This is a genomic window from Shewanella sp. SM55, from assembly GCF_025654025.1.
Classification (GTDB): domain Bacteria; phylum Pseudomonadota; class Gammaproteobacteria; order Enterobacterales; family Shewanellaceae; genus Shewanella; species Shewanella oncorhynchi.
Window position 1 is genome coordinate 151,078 of sequence record NZ_JAKKRS010000008.1, and the last position, 26,284, is coordinate 177,361.

General features: G+C 45.1%; 27 protein-coding genes. 16 read left to right on the top strand and 11 right to left on the bottom strand.

Translation table 11 applies throughout. From position 1 onward, the window contains the following. The first annotated feature begins 27 nt into the window (after positions 1–27). The 5 genes from xerD (at position 28) to L5L91_RS12205 (ending at position 4,443) form a co-directional block, all read left to right on the top strand. Positions 28–930: a site-specific tyrosine recombinase XerD gene (gene xerD / locus L5L91_RS12185; RefSeq protein ID WP_105250086.1), complete on the top strand. Its 903-nt coding sequence runs from the start codon at positions 28–30 to the stop codon at positions 928–930. A gap of 140 nt (positions 931–1,070) precedes the next feature. Continuing rightward, positions 1,071–1,796 carry a bifunctional protein-disulfide isomerase/oxidoreductase DsbC gene (gene dsbC / locus L5L91_RS12190; RefSeq protein ID WP_105250085.1) on the top strand — a complete coding sequence of 242 codons (726 nt, stop codon included), beginning with the start codon at positions 1,071–1,073 and terminating at the stop codon, positions 1,794–1,796. Between the two features lie 94 nt (positions 1,797–1,890). Continuing rightward, the gene (recJ, locus tag L5L91_RS12195; protein WP_263236692.1) at positions 1,891–3,615 is read left to right on the top strand and encodes a single-stranded-DNA-specific exonuclease RecJ; all 1,725 of its coding nucleotides are present in this window, start codon (positions 1,891–1,893) and stop codon (positions 3,613–3,615) included. A gap of 17 nt (positions 3,616–3,632) precedes the next feature. Beyond that, positions 3,633–3,968 carry a hypothetical protein gene (locus tag L5L91_RS12200; protein WP_258547618.1) on the top strand — a complete coding sequence of 112 codons (336 nt, stop codon included), beginning with the start codon at positions 3,633–3,635 and terminating at the stop codon, positions 3,966–3,968. Positions 3,969–4,002: 34 nt separating this feature from the next. Further along, positions 4,003–4,443 (top strand): GNAT family N-acetyltransferase, encoded by a 441-nt coding sequence (locus tag L5L91_RS12205; protein WP_263236695.1) that lies wholly within the window; start codon positions 4,003–4,005, stop codon positions 4,441–4,443. A gap of 66 nt (positions 4,444–4,509) precedes the next feature. On the opposite strand, the gene ahpF is transcribed toward L5L91_RS12205, so the two are convergent. From ahpF to L5L91_RS12225, 4 genes are all read right to left on the bottom strand, one after another. Beyond that, positions 4,510–6,081, bottom strand: coding sequence for an alkyl hydroperoxide reductase subunit F (gene ahpF / locus L5L91_RS12210; RefSeq protein WP_263236697.1), 1,572 nt, complete (start codon positions 6,079–6,081; stop codon positions 4,510–4,512). Between the two features lie 163 nt (positions 6,082–6,244). Beyond that, positions 6,245–6,814 carry an alkyl hydroperoxide reductase subunit C gene (gene ahpC / locus L5L91_RS12215; RefSeq protein ID WP_105250080.1) on the bottom strand — a complete coding sequence of 190 codons (570 nt, stop codon included), beginning with the start codon at positions 6,812–6,814 and terminating at the stop codon, positions 6,245–6,247. A 357-nt stretch (positions 6,815–7,171) separates the two neighbouring features. Next, positions 7,172–8,707 carry a leucyl aminopeptidase gene (locus L5L91_RS12220; protein ID WP_263172488.1) on the bottom strand — a complete coding sequence of 512 codons (1,536 nt, stop codon included), beginning with the start codon at positions 8,705–8,707 and terminating at the stop codon, positions 7,172–7,174. 89 nt (positions 8,708–8,796) lie between these two features. Continuing rightward, a complete protein-coding gene (locus L5L91_RS12225; protein ID WP_263172487.1) occupies positions 8,797–9,540 on the bottom strand; it encodes a spermidine synthase in 744 nt (247 codons plus the stop codon). A gap of 106 nt (positions 9,541–9,646) precedes the next feature. Here L5L91_RS12225 and L5L91_RS12230 point away from each other — a divergent pair, with 106 nt between their 5' ends. The 3 genes from L5L91_RS12230 to L5L91_RS12240 all read left to right on the top strand — a co-directional run bounded on the left by L5L91_RS12230 (position 9,647) and on the right by L5L91_RS12240 (position 11,205). Beyond that, a complete protein-coding gene (locus L5L91_RS12230) occupies positions 9,647–10,192 on the top strand; it encodes a mechanosensitive ion channel family protein (RefSeq protein ID WP_106651494.1) in 546 nt (181 codons plus the stop codon). Positions 10,193–10,208: 16 nt separating this feature from the next. Next, a complete protein-coding gene (locus tag L5L91_RS12235; RefSeq protein WP_131525118.1) occupies positions 10,209–10,652 on the top strand; it encodes a hypothetical protein in 444 nt (147 codons plus the stop codon). A gap of 91 nt (positions 10,653–10,743) precedes the next feature. After that, positions 10,744–11,205 carry a hypothetical protein gene (locus L5L91_RS12240; protein WP_263236698.1) on the top strand — a complete coding sequence of 154 codons (462 nt, stop codon included), beginning with the start codon at positions 10,744–10,746 and terminating at the stop codon, positions 11,203–11,205. Positions 11,206–11,342: 137 nt separating this feature from the next. Here the strand turns inward: L5L91_RS12240 and L5L91_RS12245 are convergent, their stop codons facing one another. From L5L91_RS12245 to fccA, 4 genes are all read right to left on the bottom strand, one after another. Next, a complete protein-coding gene (locus tag L5L91_RS12245) occupies positions 11,343–11,630 on the bottom strand; it encodes a hypothetical protein (protein WP_263236701.1) in 288 nt (95 codons plus the stop codon). A gap of 49 nt (positions 11,631–11,679) precedes the next feature. Beyond that, positions 11,680–12,417 (bottom strand): dienelactone hydrolase family protein, encoded by a 738-nt coding sequence (locus L5L91_RS12250; protein ID WP_263236703.1) that lies wholly within the window; start codon positions 12,415–12,417, stop codon positions 11,680–11,682. Positions 12,418–12,485: 68 nt separating this feature from the next. Further along, on the bottom strand, positions 12,486–13,475 hold the full coding sequence (locus L5L91_RS12255) for a 2-hydroxyacid dehydrogenase (RefSeq protein ID WP_105250073.1): 990 nt from the start codon (positions 13,473–13,475) through the stop codon (positions 12,486–12,488). 258 nt (positions 13,476–13,733) lie between these two features. After that, positions 13,734–15,527 (bottom strand): fumarate reductase flavoprotein subunit FccA, encoded by a 1,794-nt coding sequence (gene fccA, locus L5L91_RS12260; protein WP_113939829.1) that lies wholly within the window; start codon positions 15,525–15,527, stop codon positions 13,734–13,736. 498 nt (positions 15,528–16,025) lie between these two features. Between fccA and L5L91_RS12265 the strand changes: the two genes are divergently transcribed. Genes L5L91_RS12265 through L5L91_RS12275 form a run of 3 tightly spaced genes read left to right on the top strand, consistent with a single transcriptional unit; the run spans position 16,026 to position 17,332 of the window. Then, positions 16,026–16,436: a hypothetical protein gene (locus tag L5L91_RS12265; protein WP_105250071.1), complete on the top strand. Its 411-nt coding sequence runs from the start codon at positions 16,026–16,028 to the stop codon at positions 16,434–16,436. A 5-nt stretch (positions 16,437–16,441) separates the two neighbouring features. Continuing rightward, complete coding sequence (locus L5L91_RS12270) at positions 16,442–17,011, top strand: class I SAM-dependent methyltransferase (RefSeq protein ID WP_219254551.1); 570 nt, start codon at positions 16,442–16,444, stop codon at positions 17,009–17,011. A gap of 30 nt (positions 17,012–17,041) precedes the next feature. After that, complete coding sequence (locus L5L91_RS12275) at positions 17,042–17,332, top strand: hypothetical protein (protein ID WP_105250069.1); 291 nt, start codon at positions 17,042–17,044, stop codon at positions 17,330–17,332. 83 nt (positions 17,333–17,415) lie between these two features. On the opposite strand, the gene L5L91_RS12280 is transcribed toward L5L91_RS12275, so the two are convergent. From L5L91_RS12280 to L5L91_RS12290, 3 genes are all read right to left on the bottom strand, one after another. Then, positions 17,416–17,601: a cytoplasmic protein gene (locus L5L91_RS12280; protein ID WP_106651481.1), complete on the bottom strand. Its 186-nt coding sequence runs from the start codon at positions 17,599–17,601 to the stop codon at positions 17,416–17,418. A gap of 86 nt (positions 17,602–17,687) precedes the next feature. Next, positions 17,688–19,121 carry a cytochrome C biosynthesis protein gene (locus L5L91_RS12285; RefSeq protein ID WP_131524697.1) on the bottom strand — a complete coding sequence of 478 codons (1,434 nt, stop codon included), beginning with the start codon at positions 19,119–19,121 and terminating at the stop codon, positions 17,688–17,690. A gap of 275 nt (positions 19,122–19,396) precedes the next feature. Next, the gene (locus L5L91_RS12290; RefSeq protein ID WP_131524696.1) at positions 19,397–19,822 is read right to left on the bottom strand and encodes an organic hydroperoxide resistance protein; all 426 of its coding nucleotides are present in this window, start codon (positions 19,820–19,822) and stop codon (positions 19,397–19,399) included. A 139-nt stretch (positions 19,823–19,961) separates the two neighbouring features. On the opposite strand from L5L91_RS12290, the gene ohrR reads away from it, so the two are divergent. The 5 genes from ohrR to L5L91_RS12315 all read left to right on the top strand — a co-directional run bounded on the left by ohrR (position 19,962) and on the right by L5L91_RS12315 (position 26,193). Continuing rightward, entirely contained in the window at positions 19,962–20,459 is a 498-nt protein-coding gene (gene ohrR / locus L5L91_RS12295; protein ID WP_263163773.1) for a hydroperoxide resistance transcriptional regulator OhrR, read from the top strand. Positions 20,460–20,594: 135 nt separating this feature from the next. Next, complete coding sequence (locus L5L91_RS12300; protein WP_263163771.1) at positions 20,595–21,770, top strand: glycerol-3-phosphate dehydrogenase/oxidase; 1,176 nt, start codon at positions 20,595–20,597, stop codon at positions 21,768–21,770. 109 nt (positions 21,771–21,879) lie between these two features. Next, a complete protein-coding gene (gene rlmC, locus L5L91_RS12305; RefSeq protein ID WP_263163770.1) occupies positions 21,880–23,052 on the top strand; it encodes a 23S rRNA (uracil(747)-C(5))-methyltransferase RlmC in 1,173 nt (390 codons plus the stop codon). A 200-nt stretch (positions 23,053–23,252) separates the two neighbouring features. Then, a complete protein-coding gene (gene chrA / locus L5L91_RS12310; RefSeq protein ID WP_263236706.1) occupies positions 23,253–24,401 on the top strand; it encodes a chromate efflux transporter in 1,149 nt (382 codons plus the stop codon). Between the two features lie 127 nt (positions 24,402–24,528). Then, a complete protein-coding gene (locus tag L5L91_RS12315) occupies positions 24,529–26,193 on the top strand; it encodes a methyl-accepting chemotaxis protein (RefSeq protein ID WP_105250062.1) in 1,665 nt (554 codons plus the stop codon). The last annotated feature ends 91 nt before the right edge of the window (positions 26,194–26,284 follow it).

Below are 26,284 nucleotides of genomic sequence, written 5' to 3' on the forward strand. Positions count from 1 at the left end.
ATTACGCCGTTTTTTTATGGAGTATTTGTGCCTAAAACCTATATGCCAGATCCACTTATCGATGCTTTTCTTGATGATCTTTGGTCAAGCAAAGGACTGAGTGATAACACGCTATCGGCCTATCGTACCGATCTACGCCATTTTGATCGTTATCAAGGTCAGCAAGGCGTGACGTTACTCGCGGTTTCTCAGGCCGATGTTAGGGCATATCTGGCCTTTAGAGTTGAGCAGAATTTTGCGCGTACCAGTAGCGCTCGGCTGCTCAGCAGTTTACGGCGTTTCTATACTTATCTGGTGCAGACCAAACAGATTTCAGCCGATCCTATGGCCTTAGTCGAGTCGCCTAAGTTAACGCGCCATTTGCCGGATTCTCTGAGTGAGTCGCAGGTTGACCGTTTACTGTCTGAGCCCAATGTGGATGATGCTGTCGAATGCCGTGACAAGGCAATGCTAGAGCTTTTGTATGCAACTGGCCTCAGGGTGAGTGAACTTGTCGGCTTGACCATGGAACAAATGAGTTTGCGCCAAGGCTTAGTACGTATTGTGGGCAAGGGTGGCAAAGAGCGTCTTGTGCCGCTGGGGGAATTGGCTATTACCGAAGTGGAGGGCTACATGAAATTTGCTCGCCAAGAGTTGCTCGGTAATAAACAATCTGATGTGGTATTTCCGTCGAAACGTGGGCAGATGATGACGCGGCAAACTTTTTGGCATCGGATTAAACTTTATGCTCTGCGTGCGGGGATTGAAACTGCATTATCACCGCACACTTTACGCCATGCTTTTGCCACTCATTTGCTCAATCACGGTGCCGATCTGCGGGTTGTCCAACTGTTATTAGGTCACAGCGACTTATCGACCACGCAGATTTATACCCATGTCGCACGGGCAAGATTGCAGGAATTGCATCAACAGCATCATCCTAGAGGCTAAAAAAGGATTTAGTTACAGCATAAATTTGCTTTCCGCGCGGCTTGTCTGTAACTTTTTGCCCCTATACAGGGTCTATTGAATATCTCGAGTTAGAACGGCCCCAATATCTCGTTGTAGCGACACAATTTATAGGATGTCCCATGAAGTTGACCCCAGCATTATCCTTAGTTTTTGCCCTCCTAGTTGCACCACTTGCCAGCGCTGCCACTGCGACGTCTCCCGATACCGCTGCGATTAAGCAAAAACTCGGTGAGATGTTAGATGTTGAAGTCATTTCTATGCAGGACTCACCAATTGAGGGCTTGTATCAAGCCATGACCAACCGCGGCGTGCTCTATATTAGCCGTGATGGTTCAAAACTATTCCACGGTAGTGTGTATGATATCGATAAGGGCATGAAAAACTTAACCGAAGCCGCATTAGCGGGTCCGCGTTTAGAAATGATGAAGCCGCTTGAAGAGAATATGCTTGTCTATAAAGCGAAAAACGAAAAACACGTGGTCACTGTATTTACCGATGTTAGCTGTGGTTATTGCCGTAAATTGCATAGCCAAATGTCTGACTACAATAAACTTGGTATTACAGTGCGTTACTTAGCCTTCCCGCGCGCGGGTGTGCCGTCAGCTAATGCCGATGAGATGCAAGCTATCTGGTGTGCTAAAGATCCATTAAAAGCCATGACTGATGCTAAAGCGGGCAGCAAAGTTGCCGCGGCAACATGTGATGCTAAAATTGCTGAGCAATATGCTTTAGGTACAACCTTTGGTGTTAATGGTACGCCTGCAATCGTATTAGAAGATGGCAATATGATCCCTGGTTATCAACCGCCTGAAGACTTATTACGCACCTTAGAGGCTCGTCAGTAACAGCCTAAAATGTAAAGTTTATCCCACGAAAGGTGAGCTTAAGGCTCACCTTTTTGTTATCTTATTGCCACGATTTCATGAGAGTTTGAGTCCCTTGATCCATAAGATAGTCCGTCGCCCAACCGTTGATGATAGCCATTTACCCGCTCATCTTTCGCCGCTATTGAAACAGCTTTACGCTCGCCGTGGTGCGCTAACCCACGAATGCGAGCTTGTCCTTAAGGGTCTATTAAGACCTGAAACCATGAAAGGGTTGCCCGAAGCCGCGGCGCTTATCGCCGATGCAATGCAGGCTAATAAGTCGATTTTGATCGTGGGTGACTTTGACGCAGACGGCGCCACATCGACCAGTGTGTGTATGTTGGCGCTGCGGATGATGGGCTCGGTGAGAGTGGATTATTTGATCCCCAATCGCTTCGATTACGGCTACGGCTTAAGCCCTGAAATTGTTGCAGTTGCGGCTTCCAAACAGGCTGAGCTACTCATCACAGTTGATAATGGTATTTCATCAATTGACGGTGTTGCGGCGGCCAAAGCCTTTGGTATGCAAGTGGTGATTACCGACCATCATTTACCCGGCCATGAGTTACCCGCTGCCGATGCGATAGTGAACCCTAACCAACCGGGCTGTCCATTTGCCAGTAAATCGATAGCGGGTGTCGGCGTGGCCTTTTATTTGATGACCGCATTAAGGGCTGAATTACGGACGCGAAACTGGTATCAAACCCATGGTATTTCTGAGCCTAATTTAGGCACATTACTCGATATCGTTGCCCTTGGCACCGTTGCCGATGTGGTGTCACTCGATGCCAATAATCGTATTTTGGTTGAAGCAGGTTTGCAGCGCGTGCGAGCCGGGCGTTGCCGTGTGGGGATTACTGCGTTGCTTGAAGTGGCGAAGCGAAATCCGGCGCGCATTGTCGCATCTGACTTTGGTTTTGCCGTGGGCCCTAGACTGAATGCCGCAGGGCGACTAGATGAAATGGCACTTGGGGTTGAAACCTTACTCTGCGAAGACATGATGTATGCACGGCGCATGGCGGCAGAGCTTGACGGATTGAATCAAGAACGTCGTGAGCTGGAAGTCGGCATGCAGCAGGAAGCCTTAAAAAGCCTAGAGCACTTAAAGCTTAACGAAGCCGAGTTACCTTGGGGGATTGCTTTATTTCAAGAGGATTGGCATCAAGGCGTGATCGGGATTTTGGCCTCGCGCATTAAAGACAAATACCATAGACCCGTGATTGCCTTTGCCGATGCGGGCAATGGTGAAATTAAAGGTTCTGCGCGTTCGATCAAAGGCTTGCATATGCGCGACTTATTGGAGTTAGTGAACACTCGCCATCCGGGACTGATTATCAAATTTGGTGGTCATGCAATGGCGGCGGGTTTATCGCTCAAAGCGGGCAGTTTTGCGACATTTGCTAAAGCCTATGATGATGCGGTGCGTGAGCAGCTTAAACCTGAGTTGTTAACGGGCGAGCTTTGGTCCGATGGCGAACTCACTCCCGCAGAGTTGAATCTTGAAATGGCTCAGTTACTGCGCAATGCGGGGCCTTGGGGACAAGCTTTCGAAGAGCCGTTATTCGATGGTTACTTTACGATAGTGCAACAACGTCTTGTCGGTGAGCGTCACCTTAAGCTCGTACTCGAAACCCAATGCGGCACTGTGATGCTCGATGCCATTGCCTTTAATGTGGATTTGCATACTTGGCCAGATGCGACGATTAATCATGCCCGTGTTGTGTATAAACTCGATGTGAATGAGTATCGCGGCAATTTTTCGCTGCAACTTATGGTTGAGCAAATCGAAGCTATGTAAGCTTCTGATGACAAGGAGTGAAGTTGAAATCATTATCCGATAAAAAAATCCGCCAGCTACTTAAGCGTTTTGCTTGGATATATGTTGTCTGCTTAAGCATACCGTTTATCTCAACCTTACTCACCACTAAGGCTCAGGGGCAAATGCTACTTATGGGGATTTGGCCAGCAGCCTCCTTGTTTTACTTTCTCGCTTACCGTTATTTAGCTAAATCCTTTAAGTATGAAATCAATCGTCACTTAGCCTTTAGTTATCATGGCGGTGGCACTTTAGCGGGGGCTTTGTATTCGTTAGCTAAAGTGGTGTTATTAGCGATGGCATTTATGATATTTATGAGTGCCAATAACACCTGAACTGACGTTAACGGAAAATTTCGGAGAAAGGAAAATGCAGCAGGAAACAGGATACAGAGTCAGTACAGACCAAGCTGAAATGAATCTTGAGGTTATCCATGGCTTTATTAGTAATAGCTATTGGGCGCAGGGCATGCCAAAGGCGCTGCTACAAAAAGCGTTAGCCAATAGCCTGTGTTTTGGGGTATTTGATAAGGACAATCAACAAGTGGCTTTTGGCCGCTTAATCACAGATAAAGCCACTTTTGCCTATCTTGCCGATGTGTTTGTACTTGAGTCGCACCGTGGCTTAGGCTTAAGTAAGTTGATGATGACATCAATTATGGAACATCCTGAATTACAAGGTTTAAGACGGATAATGTTAGCCACCCGCGATGCCCATGGACTCTACGCCCAGTTTGGTTTCAACGCGGTCGATACCCCTGAAATGCTCATGCAAATTAGGCCTGCTAAGCCTTATCAATACCTTAGTTAACATCAAAAAAATAGCCAGCATTTGCTGGCTATTTTTGCGTTAGCTTTGATGTCTGTTGACGAAGCCTTAAGCGGCTTTGGTCGCGGCGGTTTCTTCATCGCTGTGGCGAATTAAGTAATCAAATGCGCCCAGTGATGCGGTCGCGCCGCTGCCCATGGCAATGATAATTTGCTTGAAAGGTGAGTTAGTGACATCACCTGCGGCAAAAATACCTGGGACTGAGGTTTGCCCGCGCTCATCGACTATGATCTCGCCCCTTGGGGTTAAATCGATCGTGCCCTTCAACCATTCCGCATTCGGTACTAGCCCAATCTGCACGAAGATACCTGCAAGTGCGACATGGTGACTCTCGCCAGTGGCTCTGTCTGTGTAGTTCAGGCCATTAACCCGAGTACCATCGCCAGTCACTTCAGTGGTCATGGCTTGGGTAATGATTTTAATGTTACCCATAGAAGCCGCTTTACGTTGCAGTACATCGTCGGCGCGCAGGGTTTTATCAAATTCCAGCACAGTCACATGTTCTACTATGTTCGCAAGATCGATAGCCGCTTCGATACCTGAGTTACCGCCGCCGATCACCGCCACACGCTTGCCCTTAAATAACGGGCCATCACAATGTGGGCAGTATGCGACGCCTTTGCCACGGTATTCTTTCTCGCCGGGGACGTTCATTTCACGCCAGCGGGCACCTGTGGCTAACAATACGGTACGGCTACGTAATTTAGCGCCGCTTGCCAGTTCAAGCTCGAACAAACCGTCAGTCGTCAATGACAAAGCTTTTTGGTTGTCCATGATGTCAACTTCGTAGTCTCGTACATGGGCTTCAAGGTTTGCCACTAGTTTTGGACCTTCGGTCGCTTTGACCGAAATAAAGTTCTCGATACCGACGGTTTCGGCCACTTGTCCGCCAAACTTGTCTGCAACAATACCGGTGCGAAGTCCTTTACGTGCTGCATAAATAGCGGCCGCTGCGCCGGCTGGGCCGCCGCCGACGACTAAGACTTCGAATGGCGCTTTTTCATTAATTTCATCGGCCTTACGGCTTGCGGCATTGGTATCCAGTTTATTGAGGATCTCGCCAATGCTGATACGGCCGGCGGCAAATACTTCGCCATTTAAGTAGACAGAAGGCACAGCCATAATGTTTTTGCTGGTTACTTCTTCTTGGAACAGGGCACCGTCGATCATCACGTTGGTGATCTTCGGGTTAATGGCCGCCATCATGTTCAGTGCCTGTACTACGTCTGGGCAGTTTTGGCAGGTCAGTGAGACGTAAGTTTCAAAGGCATATTTGCCTGGCAGATTGCGGATCTGCTCAATAATATCATCGCTGAGTTTGATTGGGTGTCCACCCGTGTGCAGTAATGCCAGCACGAGTGAGGTAAATTCGTGACCCATAGGCAGACCAGCAAAGCTGATTTGCGTATTAAGCTCTGGGTTAATCACTGTCATCGCCGGGATGCGTTCGCCCTGAACTTCTTTCAGGCTCACCAGAGAAGATAGGCTGACAATGTCTTGCGCTAAGCTTTTTAATTCTTGAGACTTTCTACTTTCATCTGCAGACACGACAAGTTCAACTGGTCTCTTGAGGTTTTGCAGATAGGTTTGCAGTTGATTTTTTAAATTCGCATCTAACATGTGATGACTCCAAAATCGCTTAAAAGGGAGAAGTAAGGGGGCCAGTCTAGGCCTTTGCAGGGGCGGGCTTAATCCTTTGCTGCGTGGCGCTACAACTGTGTCGGCTGTAACGCCAATCAGCTTGGGATGCTAGACTGGCGGGGTTGAGGCTTTGCAGGCTAAATTAGATTTTGCCAACGAGGTCTAAAGACGGTGCTAATGTTTCGTCACCAGGTTGCCATTTAGCTGGGCAAACTTCGCCATCGTGAGTAGCAACATATTGAGCTGCTTGAATTTTACGAACTAGCTCTTGAGCGCTACGGCCGATGCCTAAATCGTGAACTTCGCTGACCTTGATTTGGCCTTCTGGGTTAATCACGAAAGTACCACGTAGTGCTAAACCGTCTTCTTCAATCATCACGCCGAAGTTACGGCTGATAGTGCCTGTTGGGTCAGCCAGCATTGGGAAGTTGATCTTCTTGATGGTGTCTGACGTGTCATGCCATGCTTTGTGAGTGAAGTGAGTGTCAGTTGATACTGAGTAAACTTCAACACCCATTCCTTGCAGTTTTTCGTAGTGATCAGCCATGTCACCTAATTCAGTTGGGCAAACAAAGGTAAAATCTGCTGGGTAGAAGAAGACAACAGACCATTTACCTAACAGGTCTTGTTCAGTTACTGGAACGAACTCACCATTGTGGAATGCAGTGGCTTTGAATGGTTTGATTGTGCTGTTGATAATTGATTGAGTCATTTTATGCTTCCATTTAGTTGATGATGGCTTAAGTTCATAACGAGGACATTTGCTTGCGTCCTGTCGATGTGAAGCATATTACCGACTCGATTAAAATTAAGATAACGGATAAAAACTATTATCCTAATCGGTTTAGTCGAATGGTGATGCGATTAGGTCGGACTCAATCGGTTTTTCTACGACTGCTGCGGGTTTGGCGTGATTGGGTGTAGTCTGGGTTTAGTCGGCTGGTCTTTGGTCTTTGGTGATTGAGATAAGATAAATTTCGAGCATAAAAAAGGGATATCAATGATATCCCTTAAAGTGTAAATACAATTAAAACAAGATACTGAGGTTCTAGGTTCTAGGTTCTAGGTTCTAGTTCTGTGCTTTGGGTTGAGTTAACCAAGTGCTGAGTAAGCGCACGCCGTAACCTGTTGCACCCGCAGGCACAACAGCGGTATCAGTGGCGGTTAAGGCATTGCCCGCGATATCCAAATGTGCCCAAGGCTGTTCGCCCGCAAAGCGTTTTAAGAACATGGCCGCAGAGGAAGCACCCGCGCTGCCTTCTTTACCTGTGTTTGTGAGATCCGCGATAGTGGATTTAAGCTCATCCGCATAGGCTTGATCTAACGGTAAGCGCCAGACTTTTTCGCCAACCTGTTGACCTGCATAAGTTAGCTGCTGCACTAAAGGCTCAGAATCGGTAAACAAGCCTGCGTAAACATTGCCTAATGCACTCACTTTTGAGCCTGTCAGTGTCGCAACATCGATAATCACAGATGGCTTATAATTTTCTCTGGCATACCAGAGGCCATCGGCCAGCACTAGGCGACCTTCGGCATCGGTGTTGAGCACTTCAACGGTGAGACCTTGGGCGGTTTTAATCACATCACCTGGGATCATTGCATGACCCGATACCATGTTCTCCGCCATTGGCATAATTGCTACTACGTTGACAGGCGCTTTTTGAATCGCCATAGCTTTTATAGTGCCAAGCACTGTGGCTGCACCTGCCATATCTGACTTCATCCGCGCGATTGAAGTACCTGTCGCCTTAATATTGTAACCACCCGAGTCGAAGGTGATGCCTTTACCGACCAGTGCGATTGGCGCGTCTTTGCTACCAGGCCAATGGGCGACCACTAACTTAGGTGGGCGCTCGCTGCCTTTACCTACAGCAGCTAAGGCGCCCAGTTGTAGACGTTCGATATCTTTGGCTTCTAATACCGTGACTTTAACACCGAGGGATTTGAGTTTTCTGGCTTCGTTAGCAAAGCTGTCGGGATACATAATGTCTGCAGGTGCGTTTGTCAGATCGCGCGCTAAAAACACACCCGCTTCAACCGCTTGCAGATTTTTATGGTGTTTTTGGTTGCGACTTAAATCATCGACAGCGATTTGGTAATTCTTCTCGGCACGGGGGCTCGCTTTGAACTGAGTGTAGCGATAACTGCGTAGTTCAATTCCGTGTGCAAGCTCAGAGGCAAATAGCGGCGCAGCAGTTAAGCCTTGGGTGAGTACACGCACTGTAGCTTGGGGAACCGTATCGAGTTTGGCCGCAACATTGCCACCAATGGTATTAATGTCATCGGGCGTTAAGTTTTTTGCATCGCCAATGCCGACCAGTAAGACCCGTTTAGCATCAATTTCGCTGGGTACCAAAATCTCGAGGATTTCCCCCCGTTTGCCGGAAAAAATATTATCCGCCGTTGCTAGGTTTAATTGGTCTTGGGTCGACTGAGGTAAAAAGTCGATCCCATAGGTAGTAGAATCAGCGCTTTGGAATAGCACTAATGTATCTGAATTCAGTGAGCTACGAGTGTCAAAACTAAAACTTTCGGCGTTAGCATTGAGAGAGTTAAGGCACGCCAGAGCCATAACGCTTAACATAAATTTGTGCTTATTTTTCATGGTGACAGCTCATATCATGGAAGTGTGAGAAGAATATCAAAGCTCAGCCTTAGGGTTAACTAATTTACGCTATTTTGCTGATATTAGTATTAAATCCAAGGCCCAAAGCGTGTCAATGATCGATCAAGGGCAAAACCCAATTGTTGCGATAAAGATTGAGCACTACTTTTAAGGGCCGAGGTGCCTAAAAGCTGTGGCGATTGGCTCGCAAAAATCACCCAATTACCGCCGCCTGTGAGACAAGCGTTCACATGGGCAAAGTGTTGTTGTAAGTTGGCTAACAACTCGCGATTTTGGCTATGTTCTTTCCAGCAGTTCAGCACTAAATAACCGTTGGGTTTGATGAGGTTAGTGCACTGTTCAAGGAATATTGGCGAAAGCTGCCCTGTTTCAACGCCTTTGGCTGTGTAAATATCGGCAAAAATTACATCCACTTTTTTATGATCGCCAGCAGCTAAAAAAGCAATAGCATCATCATTGATAAGATTGAGCTTTTTACCTATCGGCAGCTGAAAATAGCGCTTAGCTAACTCAATCACCGCGGGGCGTAATTCCACCGCTGTTAACTTTATTGCCGCGTCGAAATTGCGCAGTGAGTGAATAATCGAGCCGCCGCCTAAACCTAAAACAATAGCGCTCTTGGGCTTACAAAACAGTAAAACCAACAGCATGGCTTGCACATAAGTGTGCTGGGGAATATGGGGCGCCGCCTTGAGGATCTTACTCTGCTCATCGTTATCCCCAAAGGACAAGATCCGTGAGTCGTCATAATCGATTATACGAATCGGGCCTAGTGCGTCTTGGGTTTCATGTAAGAGGGTCGAATCGGCCATATTGGATTAATTACTCGGTTTAGCTGTTTGGCTTGTTTGCACGGGCTATAACTGCTCGCGCAAAAAAGTTAGAATTCAGACAGTTTTAGTTAATTGAGCCGCTATTATGACAAATCAAATCCTGCTTGCCTGTATTTATCTTGCAGTGTTTATCTTTTTACAGCGCGCCTTAACCCATTGGGTTAGAAAACTCGCGCAAATGAAGCAAGTGAGTGTTGCACGGACCAGTTTAGTGACCCGTTTTATTTCCTATGTGATGTTTTTTATTACTCTGTCCTTGATGGCGGTCTCGCTCGGACTGGGCTATCAGGATGTGTCGCTATTTGTGTCATCCGCCTTTGCAGTAATGGGCGTAGCATTGGTTGCTCAATGGTCGATATTGAGTAATTTAACCGCTGGCGTGCTGATCTTTTTCGTGTTTCCCTACCGTATCGGTGAACGTATTAGAGTGGTTGATAAGGATGAAGATATTAGCGGCGTGATCATCGAAATCGCTTTATTCCATGTGCTTATTCACCGCGATAACGGCGATACCATCACTTATCCTAATAACCTCATGCTGCAAAAGGCAGTGTTAAAGCTCGCCGATCAAACTCCCTTAGCCGAACGTCAGGCCTTACTCGAAGGCAAAAAGAAGTTTGATCCTGAGTAACAAAGGATATAGATACATGGTCATTGAAGAAGATGTTGGCAAATTGATTGATACTGAACTTTATAGTTCATTACTCGTCTATGCAAAAAAGAATAGCAAAGTAAATGTGAATGAATGTGATCTACCTAAAGTGTTATTAGCCTATGATGCACAAAAAATAAACGCCGCCGAGTTTTCTATTTTAGAGATGGAGAAGATAGTGTCATCGAACATGCCACTATTTACTCGTTTCTTCGATAAAAAAATAGATACTTTTATTGATGCACCAGATGAGCAAGAGAGCAATGATGATGTTATCGCAACACTGCCTTTTTATAAAAATTTCTTGGTGATATACATTATTGAGTTCTGCCTCTTAATTGAAAAGCAAGATGAACTAGAACGTTATCTTAAAAAAATAAGAGTACCAGGCAGCAAAAAATATTCACGAAAATTAAAGGAGATAATGACTGCTTTGTAATTGAGAACAGTCAGAGTAATACGTGTATATAATTTTGAAAAAACTTGATAGATCTGACCATGGTTGGCAACCTTAGTTATTTGGAGTTCGCATGTTTGTAAAGTCAATAACCATTTTTCCTTTTGGTGATATTTCAGGAAAAGGTCAATCAAAAATCTGGGAAAGGAAATTAGATATACCTTATTTAGGGGATGGCTTTCTCATACGTATTTGGGGGACAAAAGAGGGACCAACAGTATCCCAATGTGAGGCATTCGATAAACTCATCAATAATGCAGAGCAGATTAGAAAAGATGCAACTGCTAGGATTATTCATTTCCTTACCTCTTCTGACATTGTTCCTACAGATATTGAGCTCTCCTCATCCAATGTTTGGACATTTTTGTTGCCATGCCTGATCGAAGTTAATGCAAATAATGAATACAGCCTTGGTGTTGGTAAGCTAGGTTCAAATGCCATTTCCATTGGATATGATATTTCTTGGGGTGAAGGTTTTCCTCTTTTGCAGATAGGTGTTTTAGATGGCTTTATCGATGAAATATATTCTGAATAGTGATTATCTGCTTTTTACTAGCAGTTTAATATATGAAAGGATGAATCACTAAAACCATAATATTAGTTAAGGTTTTAGTGATTCATTTGATTTTAAAAAGTTAGATCGTTAGGTGTATTTTAGATAATTACTGAACGCTATTTTAACGAGGCGATAAAGGCTTCAGACTTTTGGCGGTAGGATTCTTCAAATGCAATGATAGCAGCTATGATACCAGAGCCCAAAAGCACTTGTAGAGAGGGGATAAGAGTAGCTATGCCCACTGTCGACCAAAAGTTAAGGCTAAATCCCCGTGTCATCCAAAACTGACTCGCTAGGCCAATTAATGAAAGCGCGACGGCTAATAACGAAACAACGGTTGTTACTCGGGTAATCATTAATAGTAATGCTAAGTTTTTTGAGGATAAATTTTTATAGGGTTTCATTTTTACTCTTTCCTTAAGTATTTAATATCTTGTATGTTTAATTTATAAACTAGTGAAGCACTCTTTGAAAAAAAGCTACCGCTTGCAGGTACATTTGCAGTGCGAGTGCGGGATCATAGCGTTCGCCTTCATCACGCATAAAGGCGTGTTGGGCGTTGACTTCAAGCCAAGTGAAGTTACGGTTCAGCGCCATTAATTGCTGGTGGATTAGTACTCGTCCCTCCGCGGATACGTGGGGATCTTGCTTGCCGAACACTAACACTAATTCCCCTTGAATATCACCGCTGCGGCTCAATGAGTCATTACCGTAAGCGCAGGGTAGGGTGTTGGAATGAATGTCGGTTGGATAGAGGCAAAATGCACCTAAAATAGCGGGATTGAGTGCGGCGCGGTAGGCTAAGTGGCCGCCGATACACACGCCCATAGAGCCAACTTTGCCATTGCAGTAAGTTTGTTGAGTGGCAAAATCGATCAGTGCTTGGGTATCGATATCGTGGTGTTCTAGGGGTTTGGCAAATTTATCGGCGTTACCTTTATCTTTACCTGATTCATCATAGGCCAGCACAGTGCCTAAAGGATTCAGTTCATGGAACACTTCGGGTACTAACACCACAAAACCGTGGCCAGCAAGAATAGTGGCGGTGCGGGCGATGGGCGCAGTTTGCTGAAATATCTCGGAATAAAAGATGATACTTGGGAATATTCCCTGTGCTTCTGGGCGATAGATATAGGTGCGCATTAGCCCTGAAGGCGTGGAGATATCCTGAATTTCCTGAGTCACTAACATATTTATATTCCTCTATGAGGCTTCAAACGTTGAAGCCTCACTTTAGCAGTCAGGATTTTATCTGTCAGTTAAAACAATTCGTTACCTGAGAGTTCACCGGCACATAGTGCTTTTATATTGCTTAAGGTCGTTTTGGCAATGGCGCCTAGGGCTTCTTCGGTGAGGAAGGCTTGGTGACCCGTGAAAATCACGTTATGGCAGGCTGATAAACGACGGAATACATCGTCTTGAATAATTTCATTCGATTTATCTTCGAAGAACAGGCCTTTTTCGTTTTCGTATACATCGAGCCCAAGCGAGCCGATTTGCCCCAGTTTTAATGCTTCCATTGCGTCGAAAGCATTGAGTAAACCACCGCGGCTGGTGTTGATCACCATGACACCGGGTTTCATCTTGGCGAAACTGGCTTGGTTTAGTAAGTGACGGTTATCCGCGGTCAACGGGCAATGCAAGCTGATGATATCGCTGTTTGCATAAATAGAGTCGAGATCTTGATATTCAACATTCAGTGCGATGACAGCCGGATTGATAAAGGGATCGAAGGCAATGACTTTACAGCCAAAACCGAGTAATACCTTGATGGTTGCTACGCCGATTTTACCTGTACCAATCACGCCGACGGTTTTGCCGAACATGTTAAAGCCGACTAAGCCTTCGAGGGAGAAGTTGGCATCGCGGGTGCGTTGGTAAGCTTTGTGGATTTTTCGATTCAGTGTCAACATCAGTGCGACTGTATGTTCGGCCACGGATTCAGGAGAATAAGCTGGTACGTTAACGACTTGCATGCCTAAGCGTTTAGCGGCAACTAAATCGACGTTGTTAAAGCCAGCGCAGCGCATGGCGATAATTTTTGTGCCACCCTTAGCGAGTTCGACCAGAACTTCTTCACAGAGTGAATCGTTGACGAAGGCGCAGACAATTTCAAAACCTTCGGCAAGCTTCACTGTTTGCATGCAGAGACGATAATCGAAGTACTCAATTTGTGCACCAAACGCAGCATTTGTGCGGTTAAAGTGCTGCATGTCGTAATGTTTTGCGCTAAAAAATCCAATTCTCATTTCAGTCACCTAACGGGTTTGCTGATGTAATTATCTGGCAAAGAGTGTAAGTGAGTTAGGGCTTTTTGTCCTTAGCCTTAGAAAATTCCCCGTTAAAAGAGTGAGCTTTATCATCAATTGGGAATAAAAAAAGCGAGCCCCTGACGGCTCGCTTATTGATTGACTGCTTTTACTTGAAGTGTTCAAGCTAGGGCTCTCATATTGAAAGTCGTACTATATGAGCTGAGGGTTAGTCCTTTAACCCTCCGTTATTGCATTTTACTTTTTGTCTTTAGCGTATTTAGCTGCAGATGCACCCGCGATACGGCCATAAGTAACGATATCGGAAATAGCATTACCACCTAAGCGGTTAGCACCGTGAACGCCACCTGTGACTTCACCTGCTGCATATAAACCATCAATAGGCTTGCCCGTTTTTTCACTCTTCACTTCGGCTTTAGTATCGATCACAACACCACCCATAGTGTGGTGAACTGCTGGCGCGATTTCGAGAGCGTAGAAAGGTGCAACAACTAATTCACGTGGTAAATCAGGACGTTCAAATTGAGCATCTTTACCTGATTTAACAAAGCCATTATAAGCTTTCACTGTTTTAGCGAGTTCGGCTGCTGGAATATCTAACTGTTTAGCCAGATCTTCAATTGTTTTGCCTTCTTTAACAATGTTCAGGTGCACATAGCCTTCGATGGCTTTTAAGCTCTTACGGATAGAGTCATCGAATACCAAATAAGCACTTTCGCCTTTTTGTTGCAGAATCGCGGCAGACGCTTTGTCACGGGTGGTGATTTCGTTCATAAAGCGGTTACCTTCACGGTTAACCACAATCGCACCGTTACCACGTACCGCTTCGGTGATCATCACGCCACCAGCAGGTGAATAAGTTGGGTGAGCTTGAATAAACTCTAAGTCGCGAGTTGCAGCACCCGCTTGCAATGCCACGTCTAAGCCATCACCTGTTGCACCTGGGTGGTTAGTCGCTTTAAAGCCTTTTAACTTAGGATCATATTTAGCTACACGATCGTTATTTTTCGCAAAACCACCCGCTGCGATAACGACAGCGTCAGCTTTGACCACGTAATAACCTGTGTATTCACCCTTCACCAATACGCCGGTAATTTTACCGCTCGCATCTTCAAGAATACGTACTACACGGCTGTTTAAGCGGATGTCAGTACCACGTTTCACTGCATTGTCCCATAGAACTTGTGCTACGTGTGCACCCACGCCAGCGCCGCCTGTTGGACGGTGACTACGGTTAACACTTGCGCCACCCATACGACCTACGTCAGTCATATCGGCACCCATAGAGGTTAACCAATCGATAGAGTCTGATGAGTTGTTGGCTAAGGTTTTGACTAATTCAGGATCGTTAATATTGCGACCACCTTTCATGGTGTCGTCGATCATGATTTGTTTCTTGTCTGCGATACCTAGTTTAGCCTGTGGCTTAGTTTCTGCAGCGTTCATACCGCCAGCAGCAAGTTTAGTGTTTCCGCCTGGGATAGGTTCTTTTTCAAGCAGGATAACTTTAGCGCCTGCATCACGGGCTGAAACGGCTGCAGCAAGACCTGCACCACCTGAACCTATGATCACGACATCAGTGGTTTCTTTTGCGCCAGCGGCAATGGCTTTATCTTGAGCAGCTTTGTCTGCATCAACAGGCACAAACTTACGTTCCCACTTACCACCGTAAGGCATATCGAAGCCGAAGCTGTGACAAGCATCGCAATAGGTGACTGATTTTTCATGACCTTTATGGCAGCTAGTACAAGCAATTTCGCCAATTAGGTGAGATTTATGGGGTGATACTTTATCTTTAGGTGCAGCGGCGGCCAGTTCTTTTAAATCACCGTGGCAGCTAACACACTGAGCATTTTCATGGGTAAGGTTGTCGTTGGTGACGCCACCTTTGTCTGATACGTGGCAGCTGTCGCAGCTACCCATTTCACCGTGAAAATCGGCTAGCACTTCTGGTGCTGCATAGGCAGTACCTGCCATAGCGCCAGAGATCAGCATGGCTAGTGCTGTTTTTTGAATCTTTCTTGTGAACATGATAGTTCCTCCGCCGTACATTCATCTACTTAATAAGGGTTATTCATCGTGGCGTGATATTTATTTTTTACGCAGCTCACGCACTGTTAGAGCATTCTCCATTTGCAAATTTAGCACTATCTAAAGAGGTATATGTGTGTTCAGATCACATAACCTTTGTTACAGCGAAAATAACATATTTAAAATGTGCAATCGGATGGGAAATATTAATGAAGTTGAGACTAATCACTGCTTCAATACGGTATAACATGCGTGAGTTAACATATTGAATGGATTGATTTTAACTTTATAAAATAAAAAAGGCATAAATTATGGCTTTGGTGGTGTGTTTTATCTATTTGTATTTTATAGATATTATAATTTAATCTTGTATATTGAGGAGATGCCTTACTTATTTTTATATATTCTATAAATAATGTTATTTCAAAAGCCTTTATTGTATAAAATTATATTATCATTTTAATTAAATGTTACGCAATTGATTCTTAAGGGGTTGTAATGCACAAACAAGGCATATCAGAAAAACGTTTTTGGTTTCAACGTTTGAGTAAAACCAGTTTAAGGGCATTACATATTTTAGGGATCGTTGGTGTCGGTGGTGGTATTTTATTAGATGTCAATAAAGTGCAATGGTTGAGTTATTGGTATCTCGCGATGACGACGGGCAGCATATTAATGTTGTGGGAAATCGCACGGGATTGGCGCTGGCTGATCCAGCTTAAGGGAGTGTTAACTTTAGTAAAAATAGGCTTGCTTGGCCTGTTTGTGCCGCTGGCTCATTACAAACCTGAGCTGTTAATCGTGATACTTTTTTTGTCAGTGATCGTGTCCCATGGCCCTGCAGGGCTCAGGCATTATTCTATTGTGCATCGTCGGCAAATTGACTCGAAAAAAGAAATTAAGGGCTAATTGATATGTCTGTAACCCATACGTCAACTTTAACGCCTGCTGCGTTAATCACAGAGTTCGCTTGGCCTAATCCATCTGTGTCTAACTTAGACTTGAGTTGCTTCGATGGACTTAAGGTGCTCGATCTCGCTTGCGGTTCTGGGCGTAATGGTTTGTGGTTTTTAGCGCAAGGGGCTGAAGTGACTTTTATCGATCGAGATTTGTCAGCCATGTCACACATTGATCAGGCTAATGCTTACAAATTACAAAGGGATTTAGAAGCAGAGGCAGGACCATTATTGCCGGTTGAAGAGTACGATATTGTCTTAGTATTTAATTATCTGCATCGTCCATTACTGCCACAAATTGCTAAGGCGGTTAAGAGCACAGGCCTTATTGTTTATGAAACCTTTACAATGCAACAGGCGCAGATAGGTCGGCCACGCAACCCAGATTTCTTACTTACTGAAAATGAACTCAAATCAGTGTTTGCTAACTGGCAATCTTTACATTACTTTGAAGGTCGATTATGTGATCCGCAGTCCACTCAAAGCAGTTATAAAGCCCAGTTGATTGCGCGAAAACCTACAACGTAAATTTATTGATTGAGACTCAGAGGTCGTAGGATGTTTCCCTATCCAGAGCAATATCGCATTGCAACGCCGCCGTTGACGACCGCCTTTATGGTGGCGTGGGCTTTATTCAGTCACAGCTTATTTTCCGATGCAAATCCTGTCGCACTCTATCCGTTGTTAGCGCTATTTCCCTTGGTGATTGGATTACACTTATATTTGATTTTGTTAGCAAAAGGAATGGGGCGACTCGATCAGTGTTTCTATGCCTTAGTGCATATCCCACTGGCGTTTGTGGTGTGGACATTCACTATTATGCACGTGAATGGTAACGCTTTTTCTTAAATTCGCCTGACGTTTTAGAGAAAATAACAAAAAAAAGCGCCCTGATAATCAGAGCGCTTTTTTTGATTTTGTATTGCTAACAATTAGGCCGTGGTGTTGATGTTGTGGCCTGCATTGCCTACGGGTTTTGGCGCCGCAGCTGCAATTAAATCTACCGCGATTTGACCTTCGGCTTTTTGCTGCTCTTTGGCTAACTGAGCAACCTTAACGCCAATTGCACCATTTTCTAGATTCGGTGCGATAGCTTGTGTATTCAGTGAAATTGACATAACTAACCTCAATTGTAAGCTGGATCCCTTTATCGGCAAACCCAAGGTTAACTTTAGTCGTTACACATGAATTTGCCAATTTGCAATTATTTTGCCTTGGCCGTGAGCAGTTTGCGGCCGATAACAATTATTGCTGTAACGCCTAGCGAGCCTAAAATCAATCCGAGTGCTAGACTCACATTTTGCAGTGCTGTTGGGTCAATAACCAGTGCGATACCCATCCCCAACATCATCACGCCTGACATAAGTTTCAGGGTTTGGCCTTCTTTTTCGGTTAACTTACGTTTGCCTAAGGTCGCACTGAAAACGATAACAATAATAGCCAGCGGGATCACATATACAATATTGTATAAAACCAGATACATATAACGTTCAATGTCTGGCAGATTGTGCATAGATAGCACACTGGTGTAGATCATTGGGAAGCCTGCGGTGCAAAGTAATTCATAGGCGTTGGCGAGGATAGCTAATACAGTAGAACCTATGAGTAACGCGCCTAAGTTACTGGAATTGGATAGTTTCCCCATGCGTTTTATTAGACTCGTACGATTTTCTGCCGACATCGATAGTGTCACTTCTCCCTTAGTAAAGAAGTAATCTTTGATATTGATGACTCCAGCAATCAAAGCTAAACAACCCGCCGCTAAAATGATCATACCGCCATCACTGCCTGCCCCCAGCAGTTGGAAGATGTTTAGCCATGCTGTCATAAACAGGAAATAGATAAAGCCGGAGAAGAATACGAAAATCCCGCCGACGAGTAACATGCGGCTGCGACTCTTGGCATTAACCATTATCGACAGTAAAAATAGCAACACAAAGAAGGCACAAGGGTTAAAAGCATCGACACCTGCGAGCACTAAGGTGAGTAACGGCAGAGACATAGTCTCAGGTGTCACTACTCCCACTAAAGGTAATTCAACGGGTTGAACTTCTGGCTCTGCAACGGGCTCGCTTAAGCTGGTGGCATCACAGGTGCCTTCACCAGTATCCGTGCCACAAGTGCCAAAGAGCGGTGCATCTGTTTGAGCGCTTGTGGTTGTGCTGGTGGCTCCTTTGGTGGGGAGGTCAGCGTCGCTCAGTTTACCGCCAAGGGATAAATAACAATTCTTCAGTCGATTAACTAAAAACTCACCCGTGACTGCTTCACTTGAATATCCCACAATGGCCTTTTCGCAACTGGCCATATAGGGCACAGAACGCGCCTCTGTACTTGTTTTTTCGGCGATATTTTGCCAAATATCCTGCACGCCGGGATCTGACACCCTATGGGATTCGAGTTCTATCCAAGGGTATTTTTGCGGTAATGAATCAATGAAGGGATGGGCCTCTGCACAGTGCGGACAGGTTTTTGACCAAAAGAAATACAGCTTAATTTTGAGCTCACCCTGATCATTCACATAATGCCACGTTCGATCCGCTGAGCTTGAGGGTGTTGTCTCGGCCCAGCTCGGGATAGAAAAGGCAAAGAGGAATAATAGCGAGCAAAAGAGAGATAATTTCGATAGATATTTTGTCATAGCGCCTCCCACAGAGAGTGGGTTTAAGTATCGTCAAACGGTTCGATTATCTCTTACTCTACTTAAATCAATCATTTTGATTAAATTAGATATTAAGAAGTGTTAGTTAACTCGCGAATAATAATTTTTTGGGAACTGAAACCAGTTTATCTCCTTGTGAAATGGTGTGATGCACACTCACTCTCAGCTTGAGCTGTTATTGGCTAATAAAGAATAAAGCACCCGAGGGTGCTCTATTTCTGACGTTATCAACAGTTGTCGATGATGGGTTATGGTTAGCCTAGCGTTACGCCATTTACGCTAAGTTTCACGTCGATATTATTGCGCGTGGCGTTCGAGTATGGACAAACTTGATGTGCGTGACGCACGAGGGCTTCTGCGGCTTCTTGCGGTAAATCTAAGCTGACTTCTAAGGCAACCGCTAATGCAAAACCACCGGCGTCATTAGCACCTATGCCAACAACTGCACTGACTGGCGCTTCGGTAATATCCACTTTGCCGATTTTTGCGACGTGCAGAACGGCGTTTGAGAAACAGGCGGCATAACCTGCGGCAAACAGTTGTTCAGGATTCGTGGCAAGACCGCTACCGCCCATGGCTTTTGGATAGGCTAAAGCGACATCCAGTAAACCATCATCAGTGCTGACTTGACCTTGACGACCCGCTTTTGCTGTGGCACGTGTTTCATAAAGTGTTTTCATAGTATTAGACCTTTTAAGATTAAGGATTAAGTAAATTGACTTAAATTGTGCGCAATTCAATTGCGATAAACTATAATTCGATCTTTGGCGTGAATGCAAGTATATTGTGCGCAATATATTTAATTTGTCGGATCTTCCTATGGCAACAACTCAACCCAACACCCGTGTTAATACTGTCGATATGGCCGAAAATACCAGCACAGAGAATACCTTATGTCTTGAGAATCAAGTGTGCTTCTCACTTTATAGTGCTGCAAATGCTATGGTGCGTGCCTATCGCCCTTTGTTGGACAAATTAGATCTAACCTACCCGCAGTACTTAGTCATGCTAGTGCTATGGGAAGAGCAGGGGATTAGTGTCAAAACCTTAGGTGATAAACTTTTCCTCGATTCAGGCACGTTAACGCCATTGCTGAAGCGGCTAGAATCTAAAGGATTAGTGACTCGCGGGCGTAGCGAACAGGATGAACGCGTGAGAGTGCTGGCCTTAACGCCAGCGGGGCTTGCCCTCAAAACACAGGCAAGTGAAATTCCCCATTTGATGCGTTGCAAAGTCGGCGGCGAGGCGAGCGAACTAAAAGCCTTAAAGACTATGTGCGATCAAGCACTTAAGCAATTACATGCCAGTCTTGATTAAACTCTTATCGTCGAGATTTGATCTAAGATTAACTTATTGACATATTAACGCTTATTAGCGGTTCGACTGAGTGTAATGGGTTGTATGCTTGAGGCTCAGCGGGTCAGTCGTCTATTGAAGGTGCGAGAGTAAGTTATGGCCTGTTTCGATGTAGCCATTATTGGCGGTGGGATCAGCGGTGTCGGCATTGCCCAATATGCAGCAGCAGCGGGCTATTCCACCTTGCTGATTGAAAAGGGCGAAATTGGCGGCCAAACCTCAGCGAATTCCAGCAAGCTTATCCACGGTGGTTTACGCTATTTAGAAACCGGACAAATTAATTTAGTCCGCAAATCATTGCTTGAAAGGCGACATTTACTCAATCTTGCGCCATCACTTGTTAAAGCTGTGCCCTTTTATATTCCCGTGTACGACAACAGTCAGCGCAGTCCTTGGACCATTCGCGCTGGACTGAGTATGTATGCACTGCTGAGTGAATTTGATCCTTTAGGCCAATTTGTGTCAGTACCTGCTGTGCATTGGCATCGTTTCAAGGGATTAAAACTCTCTGGATTAAAAGCCGTATTTCAGTACTGGGATGCACAGACCGACGATAAATTGCTCACTCAAGCGGTGGCGCGTAGCGCACAGACACTGGGTGCTGAAGTCTATACCGAGGCTGAATTTCTTGAGCTGGAACACAAGCGCGAGACCTGTGAGCTGAGTTTTAGCCACAGGGGCGAAATCCATAAAGCCGAAGCGAAGCTTGTGATTAATGCTGCAGGTCCTTGGGTAAATGCTGTTTTAAGCAAAGTCTTGCCCCCACTTGCGGGTGTTGAACTCGATTGGGTGCAAGGCGCCCATGTGTTACTGGATATTCCTGCGCCCGATGGCATCTTGTATTTAGAGTCTTGCTTCGATAAACGGGTAATATTTGTGATGCCTTGGTATGGTCAAACCTTAATCGGCACCACAGAAACTGAATTAACTTCTTTAGATAGGCCGCCTGAGGCGACCGAATCTGAAATTAATTATCTGCTGGGGATCTACAAACATTATTTCCCACTAACGCCGGATATTGATGAGCTCAAGGCGCTAATAACCAAAACTTTCTGTGGTATTCGGGTCTTGCCTAAGCAAAATAGCCAAGCCTTTGAGCGACCGCGAGATACCTTAATGCAAACATCGATTTCCCATCCGCGAATACTCAGTTTATATGGCGGTAAGTTAACGACGTTTCGCAGTACCTCGGCCGAAGTGCTTGAATGGATTGAAAAGGCCATAGGTAAGCGGCAGTCTATTGCTGATGTTGATAAACTCACCCTATCTTGAGTGCGCCGTGAATTATGCACTTGATGCTGATTTGAATATGCTTCAAGGTGATTTTTACCTGTAAAACCGCTACAGTGTGGCGCTTTTTTACTGATATCTAGGATCTGCCGTGAATGCTGCTATTGTAAATACCGCCAAGCAATGTGGTTATTTTAACCAAGGTCAGTGCCTTTCTTGCCGGCATATACAACAGCCTATGGTGCAGCAAGTGGCGGTTAAAACTCAAATTTTACAGCAACTACTCGCGCCTTTTATCCCAGCTAATTTACCCGATATTTTTCAGCCGCCGGTAATTGGCGAGGACAGCGGCTTTCGTAATAAAGCTAAAATGGTGGCCTTAGGCGCCGCCCATGCGCCTGTGTTGGGGATTGTGGGCCCAAGTGGCGAGGCGGTAGATCTTTGCGACTGCTTGTTATATCCATCTGATATGCAAGATTTATTACATCGCTTAACACGCTTTGTGCAGCAGGCTGGACTTCCTCCTTATCGGGTAGATAGATCCAAGGGTGAACTTAAATTTATTCTGCTGACCCGCAGCCAAGTGCGTGGTGAATATCTACTGCGGTTTGTACTGCGGTCCACCAATAGTATCGAACGTATCGAACGTGAATTACCTGCATTATTAGCTGAATATCCGCAAATAAAAGTGGTGTCGGTCAATATCCAACCTGTTCATATGGCAATACTTGAGGGTGATGAAGAGATTTTTTTAACTGAGAATACTAGGCTTGAAGAACGTTTTAATCATGTGCCTTTGTTCATTCGGCCTAAGAGCTTTTTCCAAACCAATCCACACGTTGCGGCGCAGTTATATCAAACTGCCCGTGAATGGGTTGCCGAGTTTTCACCTCATTCGTTATGGGATCTCTTCTGTGGTGTAGGCGGTTTCGGACTGCACTGTGCATCCAAAGACATTACCCTCACAGGGATTGAAATTGAAGCTGAAGCGATTGCCTGCGCGCAAATGTCAGCGCAAATGATGGGGCTCGAAAACGTGCAATTTATGGCGCTCGATTCCACCGACTTTGCTAAGGGTAAAAACGCTGCCGATAAGCCTGATTTGATCATAGTTAATCCGCCGAGGCGCGGTATTGGCGAGGCGCTATGCCAGTCATTAAGCGAGTTTGCCCCTAAGGCCATTCTCTATTCAAGCTGTAATCCGCAAACCTTAGCGAAAGATCTCGAACATATTCAAGGCTATCACTTAACCAAAGTGCAGCTATTTGATTTATTCCCCCACACGGATCATTTTGAAGTCTTAGCTATGTTGGTGAAGGATTAATCTTTTAGCTCCTCAATGTCCCACTAAGCATTTGTACTTATTCGTTTTACGATTCTTCAAATCCGCTCAAACAATCTTAAGGGCTCTGCTGTGTGGAGTCCTTTGATAAGCTTTATCTGCGCTGCTCGCGTGAAACTTCATCAAAGTGTCTTTTTAGTGGCATAATCTTCAGCACTTTATGCATTGATGGACGGCGATTTATGCTACAGATTTTCCTACGCTTTTTTACCTTGGGCTTGATGAGTTTTGGCGGACCTGCGGCGCACATTGGTTATTTTCGCCAGACCTTCGTAAATGAACTCGGTTGGCTCGATGATAAGCGTTACGCCAGTCTGGTTGCCTTAAGCCAATTTATGCCGGGGCCAGGGTCGAGCCAAGTGGGCTTCGCCATTGGTTATCAAAGAGGCGGGCTTGTTGGCGCGCTTGCTGCTTTTGCCGGTTTTACACTACCTTCCTTTATTTTGATGTACTTACTGGCGGTAACAACGTCGGCATGGCTCGCCAATCATTATGTTCAAGGGATGATTTATGGGCTTAAATTAATGGCCGTCGTTGTGGTTGCCGATGCCGTTTTCGCCATGTTTAAACAGTTCTGCCAACGCAAATCCGCACGCCTATTAATGTTAGTCAGTGCCGCGGCAATTTTGATTGCGCCATCTATGTGGATGCAAATCCTGCTGTTACTCGGCGCTGCGACTATCGGTATATATAAATTGAGTGCGACGCAAGATGACACTGCACCGCTTGCACCTATCAAATTGAATTATATATATTTACTGCTATTTTTTGTGTTACTCATCGGCAGTTTTTTTATCGTGGATTTAGGATCTGAAGCTTGGATCTTCGGTGAGTTTTATCGCGTAGGGAGCTTAGTATTTGGTGGTGGTCATGTTGTGCTACCTCTGCTAGAAACAGCGGTGGGTGATACCATAGGTGGCGATCGTTTTCTGACAGGTTATGCCTTTGCCCAAGCAGTGCCAGGACCTATGTTTACCTTTGCGACCTTTTTAGGCGCTGAAGTGATGTTAGATAAGCCCTTCATGGGGGCTTGCATCGCAACCGCAGCCATTTTTTTACCCGGTTTTTTACTCATGCTGGTGGGGTTGAAAAGCTGGCATGCGATTGCCGCAAGACCAAAAATTGCTGGTGCGATAGCGGGCGTCAATGCCTGTGTTGTTGGCTTACTTGCCGCAGCACTTTATCAACCCGTGTTTTCTCAGGCGGTATTCTCAGGTAAAGATATGGCCTTGGTATTGCTCGGTTTTGGTGCATTAAAGTTATTTAAACCACCCATGCTACAACTGGTATTAGGTTTTAGTGTATGTGGTGTGCTGCTTAATATGCTTTGAACTGAGTCGTTATTAATCGAATGTTTATTGAGCAAGATTAAGATTTTGTTACTTTAAGCGCATAGAAATACAACAATCTTAGCTATACTCCGAAGATACAAGTTGTAATCCTTTGGAGCATTCAAGTATGTCTAAGTTGAGTTTGCGCAATAAATTATTATTGCTATCGCTGTTTCCTTTGATCCTCGCATTATTGGTGTTGATGTCGGTTTCTTATTATGTTGAGCAAGATGCGCTTGCCGATGAGGTGGTTACCTTTAGATCTAAGCTCGTCGGTGAACGTAAACAACAAATTAAAGAAGCTACCGAAATTGCCGCTGGTATAGTGAATTACCAATTATCGTTAAAAGAACAAGGGAATGTGAATCAAGCGCTAAGAGACATACGTTTTGGCAGTGCGGGTTATTTCTTCATGTATGACTCTCAAGGGAAAAATATTTTTCATGCCCTCATACCGAGTTTAGAAGGGCAAAATAAAATGGATATGACAGATCCTCGCGGCACTAAAATTATCGTCGGTCTGCTCGATGCCGCTAAACGTGGCGATGGTAGTTTCTCCTATTACTATCAAAAACCTAATACTAATGAACAGATTGAAAAAATCAGTTACGCCATGATGATCCCTGGTACTGACTGGATGTTAGGTACTGGGGCATATATCGATGATATTGAAGCTGTTGTTGAAGATTATCGTGAGACAGTGACTGAGCAAATGGCAGAAAAATCCTTCGCGATTTTGCTGATAGCGCTTTTCCTTACGGGTATTACTGGCTTTATTATTATGATTGCCGCCCATCGTATGGTTGTGCCAATCAAGAATATGGCCGATAACTTAAATGATATTGCTAAGGGCGAAGGGGATTTAACCAAGCGACTTACCGTAAAAGGTGAAGACGAAATTGCCCAACTTGGGCGCTCCTTTAACCTCTTTGTCGATAAACTTCAGCATATTATCGGCGATGTCGCGACCGCGACGGCTAAAGTAAAAACGGCAGCCAATGCGATTCATGATCAAACTAAAGTCATGTCGAGCCAGTTGGTGAGTCATAACAATGAAACCGATCAGGTGGTGACTGCAATCACTGAGATGTCCTCCACTGCGAACGAAGTGGCTAAGAATACCACTCAAGTAGCCGAAGCGACTCACGCTGCTACTGGTGATGTGGCAAATGCTCAGCGTTGTGTTGATGCTTCGCTTGAGGAGATTGCGTCTTTAATGTCGCAAATCAACAATGCGGCAGGCAGTATAAAATCACTCAGCGAGCAATCACAGAAGATCAACAGCGTGCTTTCTGTCATTGGCGGTATTGCCGAGCAAACTAACCTATTGGCATTAAACGCCGCCATCGAAGCGGCCCGTGCTGGTGAACAGGGTCGTGGATTTGCTGTGGTCGCCGACGAGGTGCGTAACTTAGCCAGTCGAACTCAAGCCAGCACGTTAGAAATCAACGAGATGTTATCGGCACTGCATAAGCTAGTGACCCAAGCCGTGAAAGCCATGGAAGAGAGTCAGCAAAGCTGTGTACGTTCGGTGGATTCTTCTCGTACGATTTCCGATAGTTTAGGCTCAGTCACTTCAGCGGTAACGGCGATTAATGATATGAGTACCCAAATTGCGGCCGCGGCGACAGAGCAAAGCTCAGTAACCGAAGAAATTAACCGTAACGTGTATGCCATCCAAGAGATTGTAAACGAGTTACTTCATTCCAGCGAAGATGCCGCTAGGATCAGTATGACAGTCTCGGAAGAAGGCATTAACTTGGGCAAGTTAGTGGGCCAGTTTAAGATTTAGTGGGACAGTTTAAGATTTAATTGCAGCAATCTTGATTAAAACGGGAGACTTAAGGTCTCCCGTTTTATTTGGCTTATTTATCTTTTTGAAG